Here is a 25560-nt window from a genome sequence, read left to right on the forward strand (position 1 = left end):
GCGTGTCAGTCCGTCGACCGATGCGTCGCCGAACTGTCGTCGCCGCGGCGGTGCAGCACGTCGACGAACTGTGCAGCGACAGGGGTGATGACGCCTCCTCGACGGGTCACGACGGCGAGCGGCAGATCCGGCCAGCCGCCCTGCACCTCCACCGTCACCACACCCGGGTGATGCTCTGCCAGAACGGTACTGATGACGGAGATTCCTACACCGGCGGCGACGAGACCTGCCGCGGTTTCGACGGTGGGGACGGATACGACCGACTCCGGGCTGCCGCCGACGGCGGCGAATCTGTCGTCGATCAGTCGAGACAGGCTGCGTGCCCCCGGCACCCGGGACGGCAGGATCCACCGCTCGCCCCGCAAATCCTCGAGAGCAACCCGCTTCTGCGCGGCGAGGGGCGACGACCCCGACACCACCAGCGTCAGTGGCGAGTGCGCGATGATCGTCGTGTCGAAGGCGACGTCGTTCACCGTGGGCAGTGGTTCTTCCACCAGGACGGGAACGACGGCAAGATCGAGGTAGCCGTCCGCCAGGTTCTCGAGCAGAACCAGAGGATTGGCGTCGGCGAGTTCGAACGTGATGCGCGGATACTCTGCCAGGAAGTCGGATACCGCGCTGTTGACCACGTGCCACAACCCGATCGGTTCCGCGCCGATACGGAGTTCGCCGTCCAATCCCTGCCCCATGGACCTGAGCGCCGCCGTGATGCGCTGCTCCTCGGCCACGAGTCGCCTGCCCGCGTTCTGCAGGTAGCGCCCGGCGTCGGTGAGGGTCACGCCGCGCGGATGGCGCTCGAGAAGCCGGACGGCGAGTTCGGATTCCAGTTTGGTCATCGCAGAGCTCAGCGGGGGCTGCGACAGATGCAGGATACGTGCCGCCTCGGTGATGGATCCGGCATCCGCAACGGCGAGAAAGTAAGTGACGCTCCGGATGTCCATGCGCCGAGTGTATGGCAGGGCCACTGCAATGGCATTGGCCTTTCGGGGACGAGTGCAGGATCGTAAATGACCAGGCGAGTGATGGAGGAACAGTGTCCGAAGATCAGCAGGTGACAGTGATCGGGGCCGGCCCGACGGGGCTCCTGACCGCCCTCGGCCTGGCCCGACAGGGCGTCACGGTCACGGTCGTCGAGCGGGGCCCCGGTCTGCAGGACACACCGCGGGCCATCGTGTACCACTGGTCCACCCTGGACGGCTTGGCGCGACTCGATCTACTCGACGACGCCGGTCGTGCCGGATTCTTCAAGCAGGACTACGCCTATCGAGTCCGTGCCACCGGCGAGATCATCTCGTACGGTCTCGCGGCGCTCGACGGCAAAGTCGAGCGACCCCACAACCTGCACCTCGGTCAGGGCGCCCTCGCCGCGGTCGTACTCGACAGACTCGAGGCCTTCGACAACGTCCGGGTGCTGTGGGGCCACGAGGTCACCGCGATCGAGCAGGACGCGACCGGAGTGAGTGTGTCGGTGCGCGGTGCCGACTCGGAGGACGTCCTGCGCTCGGAGTGGCTCGTCGGTGCCGACGGGGCCGGCTCGGCCGTCCGGCGCCTGTCGGGACTCGAGTTCGAGGGCATGACATGGCCGGAACGTTTCGTCGCCACCAACATTCGCTTTCCCGACGACCGTGAGGGATGGGCGCAGTCCACCTTCTACCTCGACGACGTGTACGGCGCGATCATCGCCAAGATCGACGAGTCGGGTGATCACGGGCTGTGGCGGTACACGTACATGGAGGACGCGGATCTCCCCGCGGATTCGATCGACGACCGCATGCCACGCTTCCTGTCCGCGGTGTTCGGGCACGAGGTGGCCGACCGGATCGAGGTCGTCGCCACGTCCCCGTACCGGATGCATCAACGCGCCGCATCCGCCTTCCGGGTGGGCCGGGTATTGCTCGCCGGTGACGCCGCGCACGCGACGAACCCGACGGGTGGACTCGGACTGACCATGGGCCTGTTCGACGCCTACTCGCTCATCGAAGGTCTGGGTGCTGTCGTCACCGGTCGAGCGAGCGACGACGTTCTCGACGAGTATGCGCGACAACGACGGTCGGCCTTCGTCGACAAGGCGAGTCCGCGCGCATCGTCGAACAAGAAGCTGCTGTTCCACTCGTCCGATCCCGTGCAGCGAGATCGGGATCTGGACATGTTCCGCCGGATGTCGCGGGACCGCGAGTTCGCGGCCGACGTCCTGTACTTCACCAAGACCCTCGAAAGTCCGTCGCTGCTCTCCGTGTAGCGCGACCACCACCCGAAACGAAGGTGTACCACCATGAATCCTCTCGACGGACTCACGATCGTGTCGCTGGAACAGGCCGTCGCGGCGCCCTTCGCCACGCGGCAGCTCGCTGATCTCGGCGCCCGCGTCATCAAGATCGAGCGACCCGGCGTGGGCGACTTCGCCCGTGGCTACGACGAGACCGTGCACGGGCTGGCCAGTCACTTCGTGTGGCTGAATCGTTCGAAGGAATCCGTGGCGCTCGACCTCAAGTCGGACGAGGGGCGTGCGGCGGTCCACGCGCTCGTCGGTCAGGCCGACATCTTCGTGCAGAACCTCGCCCCGGGTGCTGCCGAGCGGCTGGGGCTCGGTGCCGAGGATCTGCGTGCCCGCCACCCCCGGCTCATCCACGTCTCGATCTCCGGGTACGGACGCGGCGGACCGTACTCGTCGAAGAAGGCGTACGACCTGCTCGTGCAGTGCGAGGCCGGTCTCGTCTCGATCACCGGAACGCAGGACGAGCCGTCGAAAGTCGGAATCTCCATCGCGGACATAGCATCCGGGATGTACGCCTACGCCGGCGTCCTGACCGCGGTGATCCGCCGCGACCGCACAGGTGAGGGCGCCACCATCGAGGTGTCCATGCTTGAGGCACTCGCCGAGTGGATGGGGTTCCCCCTCAACTACGCCATGTACGGCGGATCGTCCCCGTCGAGGACCGGCGCCAGGCACGCGGCGATCGCCCCGTACGGGCCCTTCACTTGTGGGGACGCGAACGAGGTATTCCTGGGTATCCAGAACGAGCGCGAATGGGCGACGTTCTGCGACGTCATCCTCGACACCCCGGCGCTGGCGCAGGACCCGCGGTTCCTCCGCAACTCGAGCCGGGTCGAGAACAACGCCGAGTTGCGCAGTGCCATCGAGGCCGTCTTCGCCTCCGACACAGCGGAATCGGTGGCGGAGAAATTGGAGCAGGCGGGTATCGCGAACGCGCTGCTGCGTACGATGGACGGCCTTGCGGCGCACCCGCAGCTCGCCGCCCGAGATCGGTGGCGGACCTACGATTCGCCGGCCGGCCCGCTGCGTGCGCTGGTACCGCCGGTCACGATGTCGGACGCGGCGCCGGTCATGGGCGCAATTCCCGAGGTGGGCCAGCACACCGACGCCGTGCTCGCGGAGTTCGGCATCGCGTCACCGGTCGCCACCGGTGCGTGACGTGAGGTCCGATCGACCGTCGGTCGACCACGCCTCCACATTCCTCTTCGTTCCCGGAGATCGCCCCGAGCGGTTCGACAAAGCCGCGCGCGCCGGCGCCGACATGGTCATTCTCGATCTCGAGGACGCCGTCGCAGAGGAGGCGAAAGCCGCGGCGCGCACACACGTGGTGCGCTGGCTGTCGGAGGGCGGAATCGGCTGTGTCCGTGTCAATGCGGTCACGAGCGATCATCACCACGACGACATCGAAGCTCTGTCCGACGTCGCGGGCCTGTGCTGCGTGATGGTTCCGAAGGCGGACGTCACCGTGGATTGGGCCGGAATCGAGCGGAGCGTGCGCGGACGGGCAGTCGCGCTGGTCGAGACGGCCGCGGGCCTGGACTGCGCGGCTGCTCTCGCGCGCGACCCGGACGTGGCGCGGCTGGCGTTCGGCCACCTGGACTACGCCGTCGATCTCGGCGCCGAACCGTCTCGGGCGGCGATGATGCACGCCCGGTCCCGGTTGGTCCTGGCATCGAGATTGGGCGGCAAGCCCCCGCCGATCGACGGAGTCACCACAGCGCTCGGCGACGTGAGTGCTCTCACCGACGACATCAGGCATGCGCAGGAGATGGGTATGGGCGGCAAACTCTTGATTCATCCGTCGCAGGTCGACCCGGCCAGGCGCGCGTTCGCGCCCTCCGACGATCAGGTGGAGGCCGCGCGCAGGATCGTCGCGGCTGCCCTGTCGGGGGCTGCCGTGAATGTCGACGGGTTCATGGTGGACGCGCCCGTGCTTGCTCGCGCTCACCGCGTCCTGCACTCCGCCGGCGTGGGTTCCGCGCCGTCTTCGGCCGGATAGCGCGAGCGCCGGAACTGCAGTGATACGCCCCAGGCATGGTGGCCGGGAACATCCTGGCATTGCAGCAACTGTGTGCCGGCGCACAGACTCGACAGTGACCGGAGTCTCACTCCGCGGTCGTCGCCCTTCGTTCCGAGTACCGAGGAGAATCCCTGATGTCCGTCACCGTCGACAGGCCGAGCAGTCTGGATCGCACCCGCTTCTTCATCGACGGCGAGTGGGTCGATCCCGTGCGGATCGAGCTGCGGGACCAGATCGAAGCAGCCACCGGTGAACGCCTCGGCGTCGCTGCTCTCGCCGACGAGGCCGACATCGATCGCGCCGTCCGCGCGGCCCGTCGGGCACTGGACGAAGGCCCGTGGGGCCGCACCACCGCGGCCGAGCGCGCCACCGTGTTGCGCGCCTTCGCCGACGCCCTGGACGCGCGAGCCGGAGACACGGCCACCCTGGTCAGCCGCGAGAACGGCATGATTCTCGGTCTGTCGCACGCACTCAACGGCGGTGCGCCCGGAGCGTTGCTGCGGATGTACGCCGACATCGTGGAGGCGCTTCCGCTCGAGTCGGTGCGACCGAGCCAGGCGGGTTCGACCATCGTCCGTCGTCTCCCTGTCGGTGTTGTCGGCGCGATCGCGCCGTGGAACTTCCCGCAGGCGCTCGCGATGTTCAAGATCGCGCCCGCTCTGGCCGCAGGATGCACCGTCGTTCTCAAGCCCTCGCCCGAAACTGCCCTGGATTCCTATGTTTTCGCCGATGCGGCCCTCGAGGCCGGCCTCCCGGCGGGTGTCCTGAACATCGTCCTGGGCGACCGTGACGCGGGTGCCGCACTGGTGTCGCACCCGCTGGTCGACAAGATCGCGTTCACCGGTTCCACCGAGGCCGGACGCATCATCGGTCAGGAGTGCGGACGACTGCTTCGGCGATCGACGCTGGAGCTCGGTGGCAAGTCCGCCGCGATCGTCCTCGAGGACGCCGACATCGACACGGTGCTCGCGGGTCTGGACAACGCGTCGTTCCTCAACAACAGCCAGACCTGCACCACACAGTCGCGGATCCTCGTCGCCCGGTCGCGGTACGAGGAGGTCGTCGAGGCCATCGGACACTTCGCCGACTCCTACGTGCTCGGTGATCCCCTGGACGCCGCCACCACGATGGGCCCGATGGCTACCAGCGGCCATCGCGACAAGGTGTTGGGCTACATCGACATCGCCAAGAACTCCGGTGCACGCCTCGTCGCGGGCGGCGACCGTCCTGCACATCTCGACCGCGGCTGGTTCGTGCAGCCGACGGTCTTCGCGGACGTCGACAACGGCGATCGCCTGGCGCGCGAAGAGGTGTTCGGCCCCGTGATGGCACTGATCCCGTTCGAGGACGACGCCGACGCCGTTCGGATGGCCAACGACAGCAACTACGGGCTGGGCGGTTCGGTGTGGAGCGCCGACGAAGACCGGGCGTTGGCGGTAGCCCGTCAGGTGCGCACCGGGACGATCGGTTTGAACTACTACACACTGGATCTCGGTGCACCGTTCGGCGGGTTCAAGGATTCCGGCCTCGGACGCGAACTCGGTCCCGAGGGGATCAACGCGTATCTGGAGTACCAGTCGGTCTACGCTTCGACGCGCTACCTCGACGCATGAGCGGCCAGTCGCCGGCCGATGTCGTGACCGCATACTTCGCCGGGGTCACCGCCGGCGACGCCGGCGCAGTGACCGCGCTCTTCGCACCCGACGCGGTGCTGAGCAACGCCGCCGGCACCCTGACCGGATCCGCAGCTATCGGGCGGATGTACGAGGGTGGGCTGAACGGCACCACCACGATGCGTCCGTCGCCGCGTCGTCTGCTGGTCGACGGCGACGACGTCGCCGTGGAGATAGACCTCGACGTGAACGGCAATGTCGTCGTCCTCGGCGACTTCTTCACGGTGCGCGACGGACTGATCACCTCTCTGGCGATCTACAGCCTCACACCCGCCGGAGGACGCCTGCTCGACGACGTCGGGGTCGATCCGTCCGCACCGACGACGTGACTCGGTCACCACTGACTCACTCACCACTACAGGGAGATTCATGAAGATCGCAGTTTTCGGACCGCACCGCCGCGTGGGAGCCGTCGTCGACGGCACTGTCGTCGACCTCCATGCGGCCTATATCGCCTACCTGACGGAGAAGGAGCCGAGCCCACGGGCATCGGCACGAGCGGATCACGAAGTCCCGTCGGACCTGAATTCGTTCATCGAGCAGGGGGACAGCGCGTTGGCCGGTGCCCGCGCGGCACTAGATCACCTCGCCGAGCGACCTGATACGAGGGGAGTCGACGGGGAGCAACTGGTATTCGACCTCGGCGAGGTCACGCTGCACGCGCCGATCGAGAGCCCGTCGCGCATCTTCGCCGCGCTGGCCAACTTCGCGGACCACATGCAGGCGGCAGCGGACAACACGTCGAGTGGAACCGACAAGGCGACCCTCGACCGATTGGTGTCGGGTGGGCCCAAGTACTTCATCAAGGATCCCCGAGTGGTGTCCGCGGACGGTGACGATCTGTCCTACCCCGCCCGCACCGACTTGCTGGACTACGAGGCCGAGGTCGCCGTGGTCCTGGGTCGGCGCGGGAAGGACATCGCCGCAGCGGATTTCGACCAGTACATCTACGGCTACACCCTGGTCAACGACTGGTCGATCCGAGACAACATCTCCTTCGGCCCGGACTTCCAGTACTCGAAGAACTTCGACGGTGCGGCGAGCGTCGGTCCGTGGATCGTCGTCGACGAGGGACTGGATGCGCAGGACATTCCCGTCGAGGCACGCGTCAACGGTGAGGTCCGGCAGAGCGGTAGTACCAAATCCATGATCCACTCGTTTGCCGCGTTGGGGGAGTACCTCTCCCGTGACTCCACCCTGTTCCCGGGAGATCTCATCAGCGGCGGCACCCCGAAGGGCACCGCAGTCGACTCGAGCACCAAGAACGCGGACGGCGGCTTCGACGACGACTCCAAGTTCCTGAGACCCGGCGACGTCGTCGAGATCAGCTCGGCTGCACTGGGTTCCATCACCAACACCGTCACCGGAACGCGGAAGGGGCACTAGCCGTGGCCGCGAAGAAGTACTCCGTCGGCGGAGTGACGTACGACCGCCCGTTCAAGATCCGTCGGCTCAACCACTTCGGCATCAGCGTCGCCGACACCGGTGACGCCGTGGCGTTCTACCGCGACCTTCTCGGATTCGTGGTGGCCGACATGCTCGACCTGAACAAGTACGACCCGGGACCCTGGCTCGACGGTCTCCCGGACACCCGCATCTACTTCCTGCGCCACAACAGCGACCATCACACCCTCGTGCTCATGCCGCGGGCCTGGGTGGACAAGAACGAGAGCCCGGCTCGGGACGACATCACGGTCAACCAGATCACGTGGCAGGTCGGTTCGCTGCGCGAGGTCGTCGAGGCACGTCTGTGGCTCGAGGAGCAGGGCTCGAAGGTCGACCGGTACGGGCGCGATCCGGGGTCCAACTGGCACACCTACTTCCCGGATCCGACGGGTCACACGAACGAACTCGAGTACGGCATCGAGCAGGTCGGTTGGGACGGGGTCAGCAAGCCGGAGATCATGTGGCCGTGGGCGAACGAGCATCCGGCGCTGCCCACCCGCTCGGAGGGAACCGAGCTCGACGATGCGGAGAAGGCCGGCATCGATCTGACCTCGGGACACCGGTGGGTCGACACTCTCCCCAAGACGCACGACGTGGGGGGCGTGCTGTTGTCCCGTCCGTTCAAGCCCGTACGCATCGGCCCCGTGAGCATCTTCGTCTCCGATCTCGATGCCGCTGTGCGCTTCTACACCGAGACGCTCGGCCTCGTCGTGTCCGAGGAGACGTCGGTACTCGGCCATCGCGCCGTTTTCCTGCGTGCCAACACCGAGCACCACAGCATCGCTCTGTTCCCCGTCGAGGCACGCGAGCCGCTCGGGTTGGGTGACGAGACGACGCTGCTCGCCTTCGGTGTCCAGGTGGGATCGTACGAGCAGCTGCGGGCCGCACGGACTTTCCTGGAGGGCAGGGGCGTGAAGCTCGTCGACCTCCCGCCGGAGATCCACCCCGGCATCGACTACGTCCTGCACGCGGTGTCACCGGACGGACACGTCATGCAGCTCTACTACTACATGGAGCAGGTCGGCTGGGACGGTGCCGTGCGTCCGAAGTCGGGTCGTCGCGTGGTGGAGGCCGGCGTGTGGCCCGAGACCCTGGAGCCGATGTCCGACACATACGGCGGCGAGACCTTCTGGGGTCCGCTCGGCTGATGTCCGCTTCTCGGCGAACCCGTCCGTTCACATCACGTCATAGGAGATCCGTGTCCGACCACACCACCGTCACCCGCGTCGCCGCCGTCAGCGGCGCCGCACAGGGCCTGGGAGCCGAGATCGCCGAACGTCTGGCGAGAGCGGGCTTCTCACTGGCTCTCCTCGACCTGCAGGACACGGGCCTGAAGAACACCCGAGCCCACATCGAGGAACTGCACCCCGGCATCGAGGTCGTCACCGTCGTCGCCGATCTCGCGGACGAGGCGGCCGTCGTGGCGGCGTTCCAGCAGATCGACGAACGCTTCGGCCGACTCGACGCCCTGGTCAACACTGCGGGAGGAAGCGGTACCGACCCGGTGCGTTCACTCGCGGATCTCGGGGTGGACGTGTGGCGCAGGGTGGTGGACAACAATCTCACCAGTGCGTTTCTCTGCAGCCGAGAAGCGGTGCAGCTCATGCTCCGACACGACTACGGCCGTATCGTCAACTTCTCGTCGGCGGTGGCGAAGGGGCTCTCGGGCCCCTCGGGGACGGTCGGTGCACGTCTGCCCTATGCCGCGTCGAAGGCCGCCGTGAACGGTCTCACCAAGCAGCTGGCGAAGGACCTGGGGACCACCGGAATCACCGTCAACGCGGTGTCTCCGGGACTGGTCCTCCCGGACGCGGGTCGAGTACGGGACATCTTCGATGCGCTCCCCGCCGATGCACAGGCGGCCACGCGAGCAGCGATACCGCTCGGCCGCACCGGAACCGGATCGGAGATAGCCGAAGCGGTGGTCTATCTGGTGTCCGAGCACGCGGGCTTCACATCGGGATGCATCCTGGCAGTCGACGGAGCAGCGACATGACAGCACTCCCGCTCGTCTTCGTCCCCGCACTCGGGTCGGACGAACGTCTCTGGCAGCCCGTCGCCGACCTGCTGGCGGACTCGATCGAGACGATCGTGATTCGCGGAGAAGGCTCATCGATCTCGGCGATGGCGGACAGCGTCCTCGAGCAATGCCCCCCACGGTTCGCCGTCGCGGGGAACTCGATGGGAGGCTACGTAGCCCTCGAGGTAGCGCTCCGGATGTCACCGCGGGTGTACGGCCTCGCTCTGCTGAACTCGTCTGCGATCGCAGCGGACGCCGGGCGTCGGGAGAACTCTCGTCGCATCATCGAGATGGTGCGCGGGGGTCGCTTCGACGAGGCGGTGACCGCGATGTCAGGTGCTGTAGCACCCCGTCGGCAGGAGGTCGCCGATCTTGCCGCGACGATGGCACGCGACCTGGGCGAGGACGTCCTCGTCGCCCAGCAGGTCGCCGTGATGACCCGACACGATCGCCGGGACGAACTGACGTCTCTCACCGTGCCCACCCTGGTGATCGCCGGCACCGACGACGCCATCACACCGAGTGTCCTGGGGCGTGAGGTCACCGACCTGGTCCCGGCCGCGGAACTGGTCGTGCTCGCGGGAGTGGGCCATCTGTCGACGCTCGAAGCACCGGAATCCGTCGCCGCGAACCTCTCTCGCTGGCACGCCGCGCTGACCCACTCCGTGGTGCGAACATGATGGCCTTCGACCACACCACCCTCGCGCAGCGAGTGCTGTTCCAGCACGGTCGCGTCGTGGACAACGTGGAGGCCGCGGTCGCCGCACTGTCCGGCGCTCGGGTTCTGCTCGTTGCCGACACCTCGGTGGCTGCGGTGGCGGACGCAGTGGCGACACGGATCCCGGTGGTCGCCAGGATCGGCGAGATCGTCCAGCACGTACCCGTGGAACACGGCGACGCAGCCGTGGCGCTCACCAGGAGCGAGAACGTCGACCTGGTGGTGTCCATCGGTGGAGGGTCCGCCACCGGACTCGCCAAGTACGTCGCTCGCGACACCGGGACACCGATCGTCGCGGTTCCGACGACATTCGCCGGATCCGAGGCAACCGACGTGTGGGGGCAGACCGCGGGCGCTCGGAAGACCACCGGGTCGAGTCCGGCGGTGCTCCCTCGGACGGTCGTCTACGACGCCGAATTGTTCGCGACGCTGCCCGCCGACCTTGCCGTGGCGTCGGGACTCAACGCCCTCGCGCACGCGGTGGACGGCTTCTGGGCACCTCGCGCCGACCCGATCAACACCGCGCTGGGGACCGAGGGAATCCGGGCACTGGTTCCCGGGCTCCGTGGGATCGCCGCCGACGCAGACGACCTTGATGCACTCGAACGCACTCTGTACGGCGCCTATCTGGCCGCCGTCGCATTCGCGTCGGCGGGGAGTGGACTGCACCACAAGATCTGCCATGTGCTCGGCGGTGCCTTCGATCTGGCCCATGCGCAGACCCACGCCGTCGTGCTGCCGTACGTCATGGATCTGTTCGCGTCGACGGCTCCGGATGCCGCGTCGCGAGTGTCACACGCGGTGGGCGGCCCCGACGCCGCATCCGGCCTGTTCGCCCTGCGCGAGGAGCTCGGTGTGGTCGGATCGTTGCGGGAACTCGGTATGCCGGAGGGCGGCATCGACGGTGCTGCAACGCGGGTCGCGGCACTGGTACCACCGTCCACTCCGCGTCCTGTCGACCCAGCGATGCTTCGTGCGCTGATCGGCGCCGCGTGGGCAGGTGCCCCTGTGGGACATCACGACAACTGAGGAGCGACCATGTCCGACCCTGTTCAGGCAGAACGAGAGCAGATGCTCGTCGACACCGTGGTGCGGTCGTTCGACGGTGCGCCCGACGACCGGCTGAAGCAGGTCATGCAGACGGTGACCCGCCATGTTCACGCCGCGGCCCGCGAGCTCCGACTCACCGAGACCGAGTGGAACACGATGATCGACTTCCTCACCAGGACCGGGCAGACGTGCACCGATACCCGGCAGGAGTTCATCCTGCTGTCCGATGTGCTGGGGTTGTCCATGCAGGTCATCGGCATGAACAACCCCCCGGTGGCCGATGCCACCGAGGCCACAGTCTTCGGCCCCTTCTTCGTCGACGGGGCCCCAGCGATCCAGCAGGGCGGTGACATGTCGTTCGGCGCGGCCGGTGAGCCGTGCTGGGTGAGAGGAACCGTCCGGGGGACCGATGGCCGCCCGGTCGTCGGCGCGCGGATCGAGGTCTGGGAAGCGGATGAGGACGGCCTGTACGACGTCCAGTACGACGACGATCGAACGGCCGCCCGGGCGCATCTGTTCTCGGACGACAACGGCGCGTTCCGCTTCTGGGGGCTGACTCCGACGCCCTACCCGATTCCGCACGACGGCCCCGTCGGGAGCATGCTCGCCGCGGTGGGACGGTCGCCGATGCGCGCGAGCCACCTGCACTTCATGGTCACTGCCGACGGCTATCGCCGGTTGGTCACGCACATCTTCGTCGACGGTGACGAGATCGGCTGGAAAGATGCGGTGTTCGGCGTCAAGGAGTCGTTGATCAAGCAGTTCGTACGTCGCGAGGGCGTTCCGACGCCCGACGGTCGCGCGGTGTCGACATGGAGCGAGGTCACCTTCGACATCGTGCTCGCACCGTCGCCGTAGTCAGGCCGTCGGGACCGGCGAGGCCGTGGTCGGCTCGTCGAGCAAAGACTCGTCGTACGATCCGGTCACGAAGTCCAGGAATGCGCGCGCAGCACTCCCTGTCGGACCGTCGTTCCGGGTGATGACGCCGTAGGAGCGGAACGCGTTGGCGTCGCTGATCGGCACCGTGACGGTGGGAGATTGCTGATCCGAACGCGGTACCGGAACGATCGCGATCCCACTCCCGTGGCGCACGAGGGCGCGGAGCGTGGACAGCTCCGTGGCCTCGATGCTGATCGACGGTATGCACCCGGCGTCGTCGAACAATCTGTCCACCACGTGTCGTAGCCCGTAGCTCTGTCCGAGTGCAATCATGGGACGCGTCGAGATCTCGGCGATCGAGATGGACTCCCGATCGGCGAACTCGTCACCCGGTGGCACCTCGAGACACAGCAGCTCGCGTCCCAGTCGCACCCACGCCAGGTCTTCGGCCACGGGTCGGGGTGCGACGAAGCCGATGTCGATCCGGCCCGAGCGCACTGCCTCGACGATGGAATCGGCAGCCCCCCCTTCCAATTCGAACGACGTGAGTGGCGCCTGCACGTGATAGCGATCGAGCAACGACGGAACGAGCCATCCGCCGAAAGAGTGCAGGAACCCCAACGACACGACGCCTTTGTGCGGGTCGACGAGGGTGCGGATGCGTTCTTCGCCCTGCGTGAGCTCCTTCATGGCGCGCTCGGCATGTGCCCGGTAGATCTCGCCGTACTTGTTCAGACGTAGCCGATTCTGATTGCGGTCGAACAGCTTCACACCGAGTTGACGTTCTATTCTGGCGAGCGCTCTGGACAACGTCGGTTGGCTGACATGGAGCTGTGTCGCCGCGTTGGTCACATTCTCCGTCCTCGCCAACACGACGAACCACTCCAGCTCACGAACCTCCATGTGACGCGCTCTCTCTCGCAGTGACGGCGGCCGCGGCACGTACTGCGTCCACGGTGTCAGCGTCCACGATACCGTCCTGCAGAAGGCGAGGAAGCGTTGTGGACGAGAGTAATTCGGTGGATTCTCCATCATCCAGACCGATGAGTATGACCCCGTCGGCCACACTTGCCGCGCCGATGTCGGCGATGAGCCCAGCGAGTCCTCCGGGTGTACCGACGTAACGAACGGTCGTCGCATCGTTCACGTCGAGTCCGCGATCGCGATATTCGACCAAGGCGGCTCGAGCCGTCGGCGCGATAAGGAACTCGACGTCCAGAACAGCGACGACGGTGTCGGCCTGATCGCTCAGGTCGTCGTACATCGCTGCCGCGCGGCGCAGATCGGTGGCGCGGACACGGTGGATCGCGGGATCGGTCGCCTGCAGGTCGAGCGCGACGTGGAATCGTCGAGGAGCCGTCGAGAGGGTTGCCCTCCGCGTCTGGGAGACAGTGCGGAACCCGATGCCGTCGAGCGTGGTGCGCGATGGATTATCCATGTGTCCAGTGTTGCAGCGATCACCCCAGCAGGACCTGGGCGAACTTGCGCAGGGGACTATGCCTGAACGGTATGAAGGAGACCCCTATGAGTCGGGCGCTTGGTCAGGCAAACGTTCCTGTCTATGGACCGAGGCCCGACCCGATGGTGGGCTGTTGTCCACGTCACATGAACAGCCGGGTGCTCGTCGACAGAGACACGGACGCGACGCCGACACCCACCTCTCGAGGAGCCTTCGTGACCACGACTGAAACATGCATTCGGATGACATCAATGGCTCGAGCGCGCATGCCATGACGCCGAAGCGCGTCGTGGAACTGTTCGACGACGCTCGGTCTCGATGCCCGGTCGCGCACAGTGACGAGCACGGCGAGTTTCACATGATGTTGGACCATACGACGGTCCGAGCGGCCGCGGCGGATCACCGGCGATTCTCGTCGGAGCCGCAGGTTCTCCGTCCGATTCTCCCGCGGCCGTCGCTCGCGGCTCTGGAGATGGATCCGCCTCGTCACGGAGACTGGCGTGCGCTCTGCGACCAAGCGGTGACGCCACACGTCGTCGACGTTCTCGAACCGATGGTCCGCGCCGACGTGGACAAGCACCTCGACGAGGTGATGCCCGGCGGTCGGGCCGACCTCGTTGCTGATCTCGCGAATGCTGTTCCCGCCGAGACGATTTGTCGACTCGTCGGAATTGACGACGATCTCGTTCCGGAAGTACGCGACCGAGCGATAGCGATGTTCGCTGCGCGGGGTAACCCGGTACCGTTCCGCGGGAACCTGTGTGCCTTCGCCGAGTGCGGAGTGCCGAGTAGCTGATGGGGCTCCGGCGCACCGGTGCCTGTGGCCGAAACCGCCCTTGCCGCCTTGCCCGTCAAACATGATCTTCCGTGAACGAGATAGACTGCCCAGCAGTGCGATACAGACTTGTTGGGTTCGACGTAGAGAATTCTCGGTGTCACGAGAGTGTCACAAGTCGGGACGGACGGAGGTGGACCCGGTCGGACGGTGATGGACGAATACGCAGATCAGGACGGTTTTGGTGAGTCCAGGTGAATCCACCTGATCGGGTCGTCGACGCCTTGTAAGCGAGCGGTCTTCGGTTCAATCCTGACAGAAGGCTCTCGATATGTGCTGACATGCATAAATGTCCCGGAATAGCATGATCTGACCTCTCGTTTCACGACTCGTGCCGGTACGTCCCTGCAGGTCCGCCGAGGTCCAGGGGAATCCACGCACCTGCGACAACTGCCGAAATGCCGCTCGATGCCACGAGTTGTCACAACTTGTTCGTCACTCATTCGGTGGACTTAGGTGGGCGTGTGTGGTTGTCGGTGGATTTTGGGCAGGCGCGCGGACAGTCCGTGGATCCTCGAGGACTTTTGTGGACGGTTTCTACTCGCTTCCAGCTGTGTCAGCGGATGGCGTGGATGTGCGGACCTCGGTGGACAGTGCGCTGCCCGCTTCGGGCCTGTCACTCCGCCCACCGACTCATCGCAGGGGGAGCACCAATGAGTGACAACACCGTGAGACCTGTACGAGCATCCGACCGCGTGCTGCCGCATCCACCGCGGCGGCTACCGGTGGTCGGCGACATTGTGGACCTCCACGTCACCGAGTCGAGCCAATGGGCGAAGCGTGATGCGCAGGAGTGCGGCTCGGCTTTCGGACGAGACGTATTAGGCACCCGCGTGACGAACGTGTCGGGACCCGTGGAGGTTGCGGCGGTGAACGACGAGACGATCTGGGCACAGTCGAAGGTACTGCCGATACCACCCGCGCGGGACCGGCCGATCGTGTGATCGTCCCCGCGTCAGCCCATCGACTCGGCGGATGCCGGGCCCCACGACGCCAACATCGGAAGTGCCCGAGCAGTAGACGACTCGGGCTCGACGGTGTAGATGATCAAGCGTTGCTCCGGATCGAGGGGCGACACGAGAGATTCGATGCCGAACGCGAGTCGGCCTACCATGGGGTGAGCGATCATCTTGTCGACGGACGTGCGATTCGCTACGCCGTGATCATTCCACCACCGGGCGAAGTCTCCACTTGCCAGACGTAATTCGTCGATCAAAACCGTCAATCGGGCGTCCGCGACGTGGCGTCCGACCTCGTAACGCATCGCACCCACCGCGGCCGACGCGTAATCGGACCAGTTGACGATTCGTTCCCTCGCACGCTGATCCAAGAAGAGCCAGCGCACCAACACGGCGCCCGCGTCTATCTCTGCCCCCAGGACTGCCCGCGCCAGCGTGTTGCACGCCAGGATCTCCGAGCGGCGCCCGAGGACGAGCGCAGGAACGTGGTCCATGATGGTCAGCACCCGGAGAAGACCAGGATCGGGACGCTGCGCAGACTCCCACGCACTCGAGCGTTTCCGGCGAAGCGGAGCGGCGAGATTCCGGAGGTGAGCGTCCTCGATCTCGTCGAGGCGCAAGGCCCGGCTCAAGGCGTCGACGATGTCGTCGGTGACCGTGTGCTGGCGACCCTGCTCCAACCGGCTGTAGTGGTCGGGGCTCAGTCCCGCGAGCACCGCGAGCTCCTCCTTGCGCAGGCCCGGAACGCGCCGCGGTCCGGGGAACGGCGCAATCCCCGCCGTTGCCGGCGTGAGTGCGTCACGTCGGGACCGGAGGAATGCCCCGAGTGCGGATCTGTCTGCTGGCACCCTGCCGAGACTACGGAGACATCCCGGACACTGCCTGGTCACGGCGTGACCAGGCAGTGCTCGCCCTGGTGCGTTTTGTGATCGCACTGTGGACTGGTCGTCATGAGCAACCCATCGAATCTGTCCGACCGCACCGCCGTCGTCACCGGATCGACAAGCGGAATAGGCGCCGCCACCGCCCGCGAACTCGCGGCCCGTGGCGCTCGCGTCGTGATCACCGGGCGTGACGCCGAACGTGGTGCGCATCTGGTCGCCGAGATCGAAGGCGCCGGCGGATCGGCCGCGTTCGTGCACGGCGATCTCGCCGCGTCACCTGCCGACCTGCGTGCGCTGGCAGCCGCGTGGACCACCGCTCTCGACGGGCGGGTCGACATCCTGGTGCACAACGCGGCTCTGTGCCCCGCCGTCGACACCGTCTCCCTCACCGACGCCGATCTGGAAGCGACACTTGCCGTCAACGTCCGGGCACCGCATGTTCTCACCGCAGCCCTGGCGCCGGCAATGGCCGAACGAGGCACCGGCGCGATCGTGGTCATCGGGTCGTGGATGGCCACGGTGGGCCATGCATTCGTCGGCCTGTATTCCGCCACGAAAGCGGCCGAAGCTCAGCTCGCTCGAAGCTGGGCCGCCGAGTTCGGACCGCAAGGGGTGCGAGTGAACACTGTTGCGCCGGGCGCCACGCGCACTCCGATCAACGACTCGAGTAGCGACGTCATCAGTCAGATGACGGCCGGCATTCCGGCCCAACGTCCGGGTAGGCCGGAAGAGATCGCGTCGGCCATCGCGTGGGTGGTCTCGGATGAGGCGGCTTACCTGCACGGGGCGACGATTCCGGTGGACGGTGGCATCACCGCAACCCGTTAGGCGGCCGTGGCTGAGGTTCTCGTGGAGTGCACCTTTGCAGTTCGCCGAGTGACCCGCCGCGCACGGCTACTCTCGGACCGGTGACCTCGACGTGGACGACCGCAGACATCCCGGATCAGACGGGGCGGCGTTTCGTCGTGACCGGCGCCAACAGTGGCTTGGGTGCGGCCACGGCCCGAGCCCTGGGTGCTCGTGGGGCGGAGGTGGTACTCGCGTGTCGCAATACCGACAGGGGAGAGGATGTCGCCCGCGAGATTGGGCCGACTGCGACCGTTCGCGAGCTCGATCTCGCCGATCTGGCCTCCGTGAGACGCTTCGCCGACGCAACCGAGCCCTTCGACGTCCTGGTCAACAACGCCGGTGTGATGGCGCTGCCGCAGAAGAAGACGGCCGACGGTTTCGAGATGCAGTTCGGGACCAATCACCTCGGCCATTTCGCGTTGACCGGACTGCTCGTCGACCGCATCTCCGACCGGATCGTCACGCTCTCCAGTCTCGCGCACACGAGCGGACACATCTCGATCGACGATCCCAACTTCGAGCACCGCCGCTACAGTCGCTGGGCTGCCTACGGCCAGTCCAAGTTGGCGAATCTGTTGTTCGCGTACAAGCTTCAGCGGCGCCTGTCGGAAGCGCGCTCCTCGGTCGTCTCCGTCGCGGCGCATCCCGGTATCTCGTCCACGAACCTGGCGTCCCACACCGAATCCGCCCTGGACAAGATTTTCTCGTTGGGAGCGGGCGTCATCGGTCAGAGCTCGAACATGGGAGCATTGCCGCAGCTGTACGCGGCGACGGTCGCCGGCGTCGAGGGAGGCTCGTACATCGGACCCGACGGGTTCCGGGAGATGCGCGGCCATCCGACAGTCGTCTCGTCCAGTAAGCGTTCGCGCGACTTGAAGCTCGCGACCGCCCTGTGGAATCTGTCCGAGCAGCTGACCGGGGTGAGCTACACGAGCCTGCGCCGGGACCCGCCGATTGCCTGAGGGCTCCACTGCCCGGGGGGAGCACGCTGCCGAGATGCTGTTCACAGGCAGTCGCGTCACAGCGGAGACCAGCTTCCCATCGGACTCGCGAACCGGGTGATTCCGGGGACCAGCCAGCACATCGGTGCCGGCTCAATTGGGTCTCCGCGCGTGCGGATACCCCTCACGAGTTCGCATTCTGTGAACCATCATCCAAGCCTCTGTCCGCGCCCGGTTCTCGGGCAGGTCCACCGCGAAACCGAGGTGCCGTGACAACGTGGTCAGGCGGTGAGCCACGCTGCTGTGGTGCAGGTTCACTAGCCCTGCTGCGCTCCGGAGCGTTCCGGAGTCGCGGTAGACCTCCAGCGTCGACACCAGTTCGGCTCCGTTGTAAATGTCGTCCAACGTTCGGATGCGCACGAGGTCGGCAACGTTGTCGTGGTCGGGTGGGTGTTCGCCCGCGAGGAGGTCGCCGAGCACCGAGGTCGGTCGCATCGACGACCGGACGGGTAGTCGTGGTCTGGTGGTAGGCGAACTTGCTGTGCCGACGAGGCGGTGAGCCGTCGCTGCTGGCGCCGGAAGCGAAATACTTATTGCCACGGTTCGAGTCGTCGTGCCGGCAGGCAGATGTTCCGCGTCGGCGAGTGCCCTCCGCGGCTGCACGATATGAGCCGGTGTCAGAACCATTCGATCGACGATCATGTCATCGAGTGGAAATGGCGTGCCGATCCACTCGATCCTGACGGTTCCGACGACGATGTCGTCGATCACGACGACTCTCGTGGACGACGCCGAATGGCGTGATGTCAGCAGATCCAGTGACTACGAGATACTCTGTGCAGCATGCGATTACAGATCCAGTGAGGACGAACCGACGGTTTCTCGGTGTCACGAGAGTGTCACAAGTCGGGACGGACGGAGGTGGACCGGGACGGACGCTGATGGACGAACACAGAGCTCAGGCCGGTATTCATGAGTCCAGGTGAATCCACTTGATCGGGTCGTCGAAGCCTTGTGAGCGAAAGGTCGTCAGTTCAATCCTGACAGGAGGCTCCATCTTCAGTCGCTGTGACCTGGGTTTCGCGGCGGCCGCTCGCTTCGCGTAGATGGGCGGTACGCCCCCGATGTCACTCGTTGTCGCAATGTGCTTGACATCGCTCACAGAGGTTGACACCACACCAACGCGGCGGCGCACTCGATGCTTCTGTCAGAAAACGACGGGCGTGACGGTCGTGGTCGTGAGCCTGCCCGCCTACGGTGTGGAACGACTTCTGCGCTCCCATTTCGGCTTTTCTCGATCATTGATCGGAGAGTCAGCAACCAACATAGTGAGTGGAATGCCGCGCTCGGCCGTGCAAAGTCGCAGGTTCCTGCGCCTGACTGGCGACATCGACAGCAGTCACGGCTCTGACCGGCCCGGTCGACGAGTGCGCCGACATCGGAACTCGACGGATGCCGACGCATCCTGTTCGACGGGTACCTTCCTGACTCGTCGCCCGGTCCGACCCAGAGCTCGACCGCGCGACCTACCGTGACGAACCCGCCTCGGCTGACTCACGCTGTGAGTCCGGCCGTCCACCGAGCGGATCTATGCTGGGTCGCGCAACGTGCGGATCTCAGACGCCTGCCCTCCGGGCCGCTTCTTTGAGGGTCTCTGCCGCGATCTCCAGACCTTCGAGGGCTCCGTAGGCGGTGTCCTCGTGCTCGATGTTGACGGCCATGTCGGGATCTATCTTGTACAGGGCTTCGAGGAAGCGTGCCCAGAAAGCGGTGTCGTGCCCGTTGCCGACGGCGACGAAGTCCCAGGCCGAGTCTGTGGGCCACTTGTTGACCACGTGCTTGCCGCCGAGGCCCACTGGGTTCTGGTCTGCGGGGATGCGGGTGAAGCGATCGTCGAGTACGCCGTAGATCTCGCAGTTCGGGTTGATGCGCGTGTCCTTCGCAGCGGCGTGGAACACCAACGGCCCCAGCCATTCGACAGCTTTGACCGGGTCGATGCCCTGCCAGAACAGGTGCGAGGGATCCATCTCCGCGCCCACGTGGGTGGCGCCGACCTTGTCGACGAGTCGCTTCATGGTCGGCGGGTTGAAGACCAGGTTCTGCGGGTGCATCTCGATGGCGACCTTGACACCGTGCTCGCGGGCGAGGGCATCGATCTCCTTCCAGAATGGCACTGCGACCTCGTCCCACTGGTAGTCCTGCGAGTCGAGATAGCCGGAGTCCCACGTGTTGACGTGCCACGCGGGCCAGGCGCCGCCGGCATGCGCGGCGGGAAGGCCGGACATGGTGACCACGCGATCGATGCCGAGCAGCCCGGCGACGCGGATGGACTTGCGGAGATCGTCGGCGTCCTCCGGTCCCACCTCGGGATCGGGGTGCAGCGGATTTCCGTTGCAGTTCAGTCCCTGGATCGAGACGCCCGTTCCCTCGAACGTCGCGAGATAGTCAGCTGGACTGACGGTTCCGGCGAGGAGGTCGTCGACGGGGATGTGGACCGGCGGGAGAAACCCGCCGGAGTTGATCTCGATGCCCTCGAGCCCGAGGGAGGCGATGGTCGCCAGCGCCTCCGGGAGTGGCTTGTCGTGCAGGATCGCGTTGTAGACGCCGAGCTTCATGGCTGGTCCTCTGTGTGTGGTGGTCGGGTGGTCAGATCTTGACGGCGGTGCCGTTGTTCGCTGCGGATTCGGCGATCGCGGCGACGAGTTGCATACCGCGCAACCCGTGGGTGAAGTCGGGGAGAGGCGGCAGGCCGTCGATTCCCGAGACCTGGTCGAGGAAGGCGCGTGCCTGGTAGGCGAAGAACTCGGCCTTGCCGTGGCCGACGCCGCCGGCGTCCATCGGTAGTCCGCCCCGGATGTAGGGGTGCTGGGGTCCGACGATCACCTGGCGACGGCCGTTGACGGCGTCGTCGATGTCGGTGGTCGAGATGTGGAATTCGGCAGCGCGCTCGAGCGCCCAGGAGGCCGATCCCTTCGTGCCGAAGACATCGAAGGACAGTCCGTCCGGGTTCGCATGGGAGACACGCGAGGCGGAGAACGTGCCGACGAATCCGCCCGCGAACGCCGCGGTGAAGGTGGCGACGTCCTCGTTCTCGACGGGGGCCATGTCGCCGGTGGTCTCGGCCTTGGTGTGTCCGTAGGTGACGCCGACGGGAACGGGCCGCTCGCCGATCACGGTGGCGAACTGGGCGCCGCGCACCTCGGTGATGGGCCCGGCGACGTACTCGGCGAGGTCGATGAGGTGGCTGCCCACGTCGGCGAGCGCACCGGTGCCGGGGCCGCCGCGGTAGCGCCAGGTCATGGGACCGGTGGGGTCGAGGGAGTAGTCGGCGCGGTACCGGCCGTCGAAGTGGACGATGTCGCCGAGGCGGCCGGCTGCGAGCTCGTCGGCGATGGCTTGGACGGCAGGGGAGCGGCGGTAGGTGTATCCCACGGTGGCGATACCGGACGACATCGACGCGGCGGCGACCATTGCCTCCGCATCGGTGATCGACCCGGCGAGCGGCTTCTCGCAGAGAACGTTCTTGCCGGAGGCGAGCAGACCTTCGACGATCTCGCGGTGCAGGTGGTTCGCGACGACGACACTGACCACGTCGATGTCGTCGGCGACGGCGATCGACTGCCAGTCGTACTCGGCGCGCTCGTACCCGTAACGCTTCGCAGTGTCGTCGGCTACTGCGGCATTCGTGTCGGCGACGGCGACGAGGCGGACGTCGGGCCGGTCGGTGCCGAAGAGGGTGGATGCCATGCGGTATCCGGCAGCATGGGCGCGGCCGGCCATACCGCCGCCGATGACGGCGACGCCGATCGAGTCGTGGGTCATGAGAACTGCTCTCTGAGATTCGTGGTGGAGGACTGACTCGGTCTATTGAACCGGTCTAGTAGGTCTACTATGAGAGTCGCATCGCGCCCCTGTCAAGGGTGCTGCCCGCCGACCGATGAGGGGATCCGCGTGTCCGACAGCTCGGTGTCCCGCGGCGGAGGCCGTTCCCGCACCACGACCATGCAGGACGTCGCCGATCGAGCAGGGGTGTCGAAAGCGCTCGTGAGCATGATCTTTCGTGGCGTTCAGGGGCCCAGCGCGGCGACGCGTGAGCGGGTCATGGAGGTCGCGGCGGAGCTCGACTACCGGCCGAACCGCAGTGCGGCACTGCTCGCCCTGCGTCGCACGCACCTACTCGGCGTGATGACGAATATTCGCAACACCTTTCACGCGGAGATGGTCGAGCACCTCGTCGAGCACGCGTCGGAACGCGGATACGAGGTGGTCCTCGGCGCACTCACTCCGACGCACGGGGAAGAGGCGGTGATGAACACCCTGCTCGACTTCCGTTGCGAGGCAGTCGTACTTCTCGGTCCCGAGGTGGAGTCCGAGCTGTTGAGCCTGTGGAACGCCCGCGTGCCCATCGTGTCGGTGGGTCGGCGCCTGGCACGGCCCGACGTGGACGTGGTCCGCGCCGGTGATCTCCGCGGGATGAGCTCGGTGGTCGACCATCTCGTGGGGCTCGGCCATCAGCGCATCACTCATCTGACGGGCGGGTCGAACCCGATCGCGGTGGACCGGCGATCCGGCTACGTGCGAGCGATGCACCGCCACGGCCTCGACGCCCACGTGGACATCATCGAGGGTGACTTCACCGAGGCTTCGGGCGTGGCTGCTGCCGCGGCCGTCATGCGGCGAGCCACGCGCCCCACGGCCGTCGTCGCGTCGAACGACCGCAGTGCAGTGGGTCTACTCGATGCACTGCAACGGTCAGGAGTCACTGTGCCCGAACAGATGTCGGTCACCGGATACGACGACAGCGTGCTGGCCCAGCTCGCGCACGTGGATCTCACATCGGTGAGCCAGGAGGCACGCGAGCAGGCCGTCAGTGCCGTCGACGCCGCGGTGGATCGACTCGACAACGGGCGGACCGAACCACGGTCCGTCGTGCTGCGACCACGTCTGGTCGTGCGTTCGACGTCGGGTCCCGTCCCGTCCTGACCTGACCCGCCTCTTGACAGTGCCCTGTGTGCCACGTCATAGTTCTGCTACTAGACCGGTCAAATAGATCCGTCTACCTCCTGGGAAAGTAGGACTCCTCGTGATCTCCACACGTCGCGCTGCGGTCGCCATGGCACTCGCTGCCGCCACCACACTCACCGCGTGCAGTAGCTCCGGTGGCGCTCCCGACCAGGCCGACGGAGGTGCGAACGCCGGCGTTGCCGACACTCCGCGTGCCACGATCGCCATGATCACTCACGCCCCTCCCGGTGACACGTTCTGGGATCTGATCCGGCGCGGCGCGGAAGCGGCGGCCGCCAAAGACAACATCGACCTGCAGTACAACGGCGAGGTCGAGGCGCCGAATCAGGCGAACCTCGTGCAGAATGCGCTGGACTCCGGCGTCGACGCCATGGCGGTCACGTTGGCCAAACCCGATGCGATGCAACCGAACGTCGAAGCCGCCGTCGCTGCCGGCGTTCCCGTCGTCGCCTTCAATTCCGGTTACGACAACTGGAAGGACATGGGGGTTCAGGGGTACTTCGGTCAGGACGAGCGCACGTCGGGGATCGCCGCCGGTGAGCGCTTGAAGGCAGACGGTGCGACCAGCGCCGTTTGCGTGATTCAGGAGCAGGGAGCGGTGTCGCTCGAAGCGCGGTGCGCCGGTGTCGCGGAGGGCTTCGGCGGGAAGATCGAGAACCTCAACGTCAACGGCCAGGATCTGCCGTCCGTACAGGCCACCATCCAGGCGAAGTTGCAGCAGGATCCGACCATCGATGCAGTCCTGACGCTGGGCGCGCCCATCGCGCTCGCCGCCGTCGAATCACGCAGCGCCGCAGGTAGTGACGCCGAGATCGCGACGTTCGACACCAACGGTGCGCTCGTCGACGCCGTGAAGTCCGGGGACGTGGCTTGGGCCATCGACCAGCAGCCCTACCTGCAGGGATACCTGGCGGTCGACTCGCTCTGGCTCTACCTGAACAACAAGAACACCCTCGGCGGCGGGCAGGCCGTGCTGACGGGACCGTCCTTCATCGACGCCACCAACATCGACGCCATCGCCGACCTCGCCGCCGGCGGCACTCGCTAGGACTCGGGACGTCCGCGCCGACACCTGCATCGATCCCGGCGCGGACGACACCGTACGAGCGACACAGCCATGCCGCATCACCGCATCGAACTCGACACCTCGAGCCCTGTTCCGATCTATCACCAGATGGTGCAACAGGTTCGGCAGTTGATCGACTCCGGAGCACTCGGCGACGGCGACACGTTGGAGAGTGCACGCTCCTTGTCGCGGAGATTGCGAGTCTCCCGCGACACCGTCATCCACGCTCAGCGCGTGCTCGTCCGAGACGGTTACGCACAGCGAGGCGAATCCGGGGACCTCATCGCCAGAACCCCTCCGCCCGCCACCCGGTCGCTGGCCTCGTGACTACTGCTGTGCACCAACGAGATCAGGTAGACGCTCACTCCCGATCAGTACAGGACACTTCATGAAGATCGCACTCGATCCGACGCCGTTCCATCATTCGCATTCGCTGCTCGAGCTGCCCGCCGTGGTCGCCGATCTGGGGTACGAGTGGTTGCAGCTCACCCCACACGTGGACATGATCCCCTTCTTCAACCATCCCAAGGCCGACGACGGATTGGTCGCGAAGTTCCGCAAGGCCTGCTCGGACGCCGGCGTCGGGATCGCCTCGGTGTTGCCGGTGCTGCGCTGGTCCGGCCCCGACGAGGACGCCCGCGAGGCGGCCGTGCGGTACTGGAAACGCGCCATCCAGATCACCGTCGACCTCGGCGTGTCGACGATGAACACCGAGTTCTCCGGCAGACCGGAGAAGCCGGAGGAGTCCGAGCGGGCGTTCTACCGGTCGATGGAGGAACTGGTCCCCATCATCGAGCGCGAGGGTCTCGACATCCTGATCGATCCGCATCCGGACGATTTCGTCGAGGACGGGCTCGCCGCGATCCGCACCATCCGCGGGATCAACTCCCCGAACATCGGGATGGTGATCGTGGCGTGCCACCAGTTCCACATGGGTGGTGACCTGCCGGCGATCATGGCCGCCGCCGGGGACATGGTGCGTCTGGTGCACGTGGCGGACACGATGGATCATCACCGCTCGCACGGGTTGCGGTACATCACCAACCCACCCGGCAACGCGGTGCGGGTGCACCAGCACCTGAAGATCGGCGACGGAGACGTCGACTGGGACCAGTTCTTCGGCGGCCTCGGCTCACTCGGGTTCTACGACAACGACACCGTCATGGTGTCGAGCGTCTTCGCCGAGAACGAGAACGCCCACGACGTCTCCCGCTACCAGCTCGAGACGATGACCCGGTACGTCGAGAAGTACTGACAGCGGTTCGGACGTGAGACCGGTCTGCTCGGCGAAAGGCCTGCGATGGTGGTCTTCTCGCATCCGGGTGGGCCCCACAGCACCATGGACGCGAGTCGTCGTATCGCGACCATGCGGCCGATCGGACCATCGTCTGCAAGTACGTGGCTCTGCCCGACGACCTCGGTCAGCGAATGTGGACGCAGCCGGTCCGCCCGCGGCCGGGA

At 66.2% G+C, this 25560-nt stretch carries 25 protein-coding genes; 18 read left to right on the forward strand and 7 right to left on the reverse strand.

All coding sequences use genetic code 11. The features are described from left to right. Nucleotides 1-5 precede the first annotated feature (5 nt). Nucleotides 6-941, reverse strand: coding sequence for a LysR family transcriptional regulator (locus QRN16_RS19340; RefSeq protein WP_285189180.1), 936 nt, complete (start codon nt 939-941; stop codon nt 6-8). Between the two features lie 92 nt (nt 942-1033). On the opposite strand from QRN16_RS19340, the gene QRN16_RS19345 reads away from it, so the two are divergent. The 11 genes from QRN16_RS19345 (at nt 1034) to QRN16_RS19395 (ending at nt 12060) form a co-directional block, all read left to right on the forward strand. Then, on the forward strand, nt 1034-2239 hold the full coding sequence (locus tag QRN16_RS19345) for an FAD-dependent oxidoreductase (protein ID WP_285189182.1): 1206 nt from the start codon (nt 1034-1036) through the stop codon (nt 2237-2239). A gap of 33 nt (nt 2240-2272) precedes the next feature. Continuing rightward, nucleotides 2273-3433 carry a CaiB/BaiF CoA transferase family protein gene (locus QRN16_RS19350; RefSeq protein WP_285189185.1) on the forward strand — a complete coding sequence of 387 codons (1161 nt, stop codon included), beginning with the start codon at nt 2273-2275 and terminating at the stop codon, nt 3431-3433. A gap of 1 nt (nt 3434) precedes the next feature. Further along, nucleotides 3435-4274 carry an HpcH/HpaI aldolase/citrate lyase family protein gene (locus QRN16_RS19355; protein WP_285189186.1) on the forward strand — a complete coding sequence of 280 codons (840 nt, stop codon included), beginning with the start codon at nt 3435-3437 and terminating at the stop codon, nt 4272-4274. Nucleotides 4275-4429: 155 nt separating this feature from the next. Beyond that, entirely contained in the window at nt 4430-5908 is a 1479-nt protein-coding gene (locus tag QRN16_RS19360) for an aldehyde dehydrogenase (protein ID WP_285189188.1), read from the forward strand. Next, on the forward strand, nt 5905-6297 hold the full coding sequence (locus tag QRN16_RS19365) for a nuclear transport factor 2 family protein (RefSeq protein ID WP_042574437.1): 393 nt from the start codon (nt 5905-5907) through the stop codon (nt 6295-6297). Before QRN16_RS19360 ends, QRN16_RS19365 begins: the two co-directional genes overlap by 4 nt. Nucleotides 6298-6337: 40 nt before the next feature. Continuing rightward, the gene (locus QRN16_RS19370) at nt 6338-7354 is read left to right on the forward strand and encodes a fumarylacetoacetate hydrolase family protein (protein ID WP_285189196.1); all 1017 of its coding nucleotides are present in this window, start codon (nt 6338-6340) and stop codon (nt 7352-7354) included. A gap of 2 nt (nt 7355-7356) precedes the next feature. Beyond that, nucleotides 7357-8562 carry a VOC family protein gene (locus QRN16_RS19375; protein WP_222650849.1) on the forward strand — a complete coding sequence of 402 codons (1206 nt, stop codon included), beginning with the start codon at nt 7357-7359 and terminating at the stop codon, nt 8560-8562. Between the two features lie 50 nt (nt 8563-8612). Continuing rightward, entirely contained in the window at nt 8613-9410 is a 798-nt protein-coding gene (locus tag QRN16_RS19380; RefSeq protein ID WP_285189199.1) for an SDR family NAD(P)-dependent oxidoreductase, read from the forward strand. Continuing rightward, nucleotides 9407-10114, forward strand: coding sequence for an alpha/beta fold hydrolase (locus QRN16_RS19385; protein WP_222650851.1), 708 nt, complete (start codon nt 9407-9409; stop codon nt 10112-10114). Before QRN16_RS19380 ends, QRN16_RS19385 begins: the two co-directional genes overlap by 4 nt. Continuing rightward, nucleotides 10111-11181, forward strand: a complete 1071-nt coding sequence (locus tag QRN16_RS19390) for a maleylacetate reductase (RefSeq protein WP_285189200.1) — start codon at nt 10111-10113, stop codon at nt 11179-11181. The genes QRN16_RS19385 and QRN16_RS19390 overlap by 4 nt, the downstream gene beginning before the upstream one ends. Before the next feature lie 9 nt (nt 11182-11190). Then, the gene (locus QRN16_RS19395) at nt 11191-12060 is read left to right on the forward strand and encodes a hydroxyquinol 1,2-dioxygenase (protein ID WP_285189201.1); all 870 of its coding nucleotides are present in this window, start codon (nt 11191-11193) and stop codon (nt 12058-12060) included. On the opposite strand, the gene QRN16_RS19400 is transcribed toward QRN16_RS19395, so the two are convergent. Then, nucleotides 12061-12984, reverse strand: coding sequence for a LysR family transcriptional regulator (locus QRN16_RS19400; RefSeq protein ID WP_285189202.1), 924 nt, complete (start codon nt 12982-12984; stop codon nt 12061-12063). After that, nucleotides 12971-13345 (reverse strand): hypothetical protein, encoded by a 375-nt coding sequence (locus QRN16_RS19405; protein ID WP_285189203.1) that lies wholly within the window; start codon nt 13343-13345, stop codon nt 12971-12973. Before QRN16_RS19405 ends, QRN16_RS19400 begins: the two co-directional genes overlap by 14 nt. Before the next feature lie 553 nt (nt 13346-13898). On the opposite strand from QRN16_RS19405, the gene QRN16_RS19410 reads away from it, so the two are divergent. Continuing rightward, complete coding sequence (locus QRN16_RS19410) at nt 13899-14336, forward strand: cytochrome P450 family protein (RefSeq protein ID WP_285189204.1); 438 nt, start codon at nt 13899-13901, stop codon at nt 14334-14336. Between the two features lie 994 nt (nt 14337-15330). Here the strand turns inward: QRN16_RS19410 and QRN16_RS19415 are convergent. Continuing rightward, nucleotides 15331-16182 carry a helix-turn-helix transcriptional regulator gene (locus QRN16_RS19415; protein WP_285189205.1) on the reverse strand — a complete coding sequence of 284 codons (852 nt, stop codon included), beginning with the start codon at nt 16180-16182 and terminating at the stop codon, nt 15331-15333. 102 nt (nt 16183-16284) lie between these two features. Here QRN16_RS19415 and QRN16_RS19420 point away from each other — a divergent pair, with 102 nt between their 5' ends. Next, a complete protein-coding gene (locus tag QRN16_RS19420; protein WP_285189206.1) occupies nt 16285-17046 on the forward strand; it encodes an SDR family NAD(P)-dependent oxidoreductase in 762 nt (253 codons plus the stop codon). An 80-nt stretch (nt 17047-17126) separates the two neighbouring features. After that, on the forward strand, nt 17127-18029 hold the full coding sequence (locus QRN16_RS19425; protein WP_222640292.1) for an oxidoreductase: 903 nt from the start codon (nt 17127-17129) through the stop codon (nt 18027-18029). 132 nt (nt 18030-18161) lie between these two features. Here QRN16_RS19425 and QRN16_RS19430 read toward each other — a convergent pair whose 3' ends face one another. The 3 genes from QRN16_RS19430 to QRN16_RS19440 form a co-directional block, all read right to left on the reverse strand. Further along, the gene (locus QRN16_RS19430) at nt 18162-18779 is read right to left on the reverse strand and encodes a hypothetical protein (RefSeq protein ID WP_285189207.1); all 618 of its coding nucleotides are present in this window, start codon (nt 18777-18779) and stop codon (nt 18162-18164) included. Nucleotides 18780-19624: 845 nt separating this feature from the next. Beyond that, nucleotides 19625-20623 (reverse strand): sugar phosphate isomerase/epimerase family protein, encoded by a 999-nt coding sequence (locus QRN16_RS19435; RefSeq protein WP_285189208.1) that lies wholly within the window; start codon nt 20621-20623, stop codon nt 19625-19627. A gap of 31 nt (nt 20624-20654) precedes the next feature. After that, complete coding sequence (locus QRN16_RS19440; RefSeq protein WP_285189209.1) at nt 20655-21830, reverse strand: Gfo/Idh/MocA family protein; 1176 nt, start codon at nt 21828-21830, stop codon at nt 20655-20657. Nucleotides 21831-22010: 180 nt separating this feature from the next. On the opposite strand from QRN16_RS19440, the gene QRN16_RS19445 reads away from it, so the two are divergent. The 4 genes from QRN16_RS19445 to QRN16_RS19460 all read left to right on the forward strand — a co-directional run bounded on the left by QRN16_RS19445 (nt 22011) and on the right by QRN16_RS19460 (nt 25354). Beyond that, nucleotides 22011-22991 (forward strand): LacI family DNA-binding transcriptional regulator, encoded by a 981-nt coding sequence (locus QRN16_RS19445; RefSeq protein ID WP_285189323.1) that lies wholly within the window; start codon nt 22011-22013, stop codon nt 22989-22991. Nucleotides 22992-23121: 130 nt separating this feature from the next. Further along, the gene (locus QRN16_RS19450; RefSeq protein ID WP_285189325.1) at nt 23122-24081 is read left to right on the forward strand and encodes a substrate-binding domain-containing protein; all 960 of its coding nucleotides are present in this window, start codon (nt 23122-23124) and stop codon (nt 24079-24081) included. A 69-nt stretch (nt 24082-24150) separates the two neighbouring features. Then, complete coding sequence (locus QRN16_RS19455; protein ID WP_285189210.1) at nt 24151-24426, forward strand: GntR family transcriptional regulator; 276 nt, start codon at nt 24151-24153, stop codon at nt 24424-24426. A 61-nt stretch (nt 24427-24487) separates the two neighbouring features. Continuing rightward, entirely contained in the window at nt 24488-25354 is an 867-nt protein-coding gene (locus QRN16_RS19460; RefSeq protein WP_285189212.1) for a sugar phosphate isomerase/epimerase family protein, read from the forward strand. Nucleotides 25355-25560: the final 206 nt, after the last annotated feature.

This window comes from Rhodococcus sp. MEB041 (assembly GCF_030208955.1).
Lineage (GTDB): Bacteria > Actinomycetota > Actinomycetes > Mycobacteriales > Mycobacteriaceae > Rhodococcoides.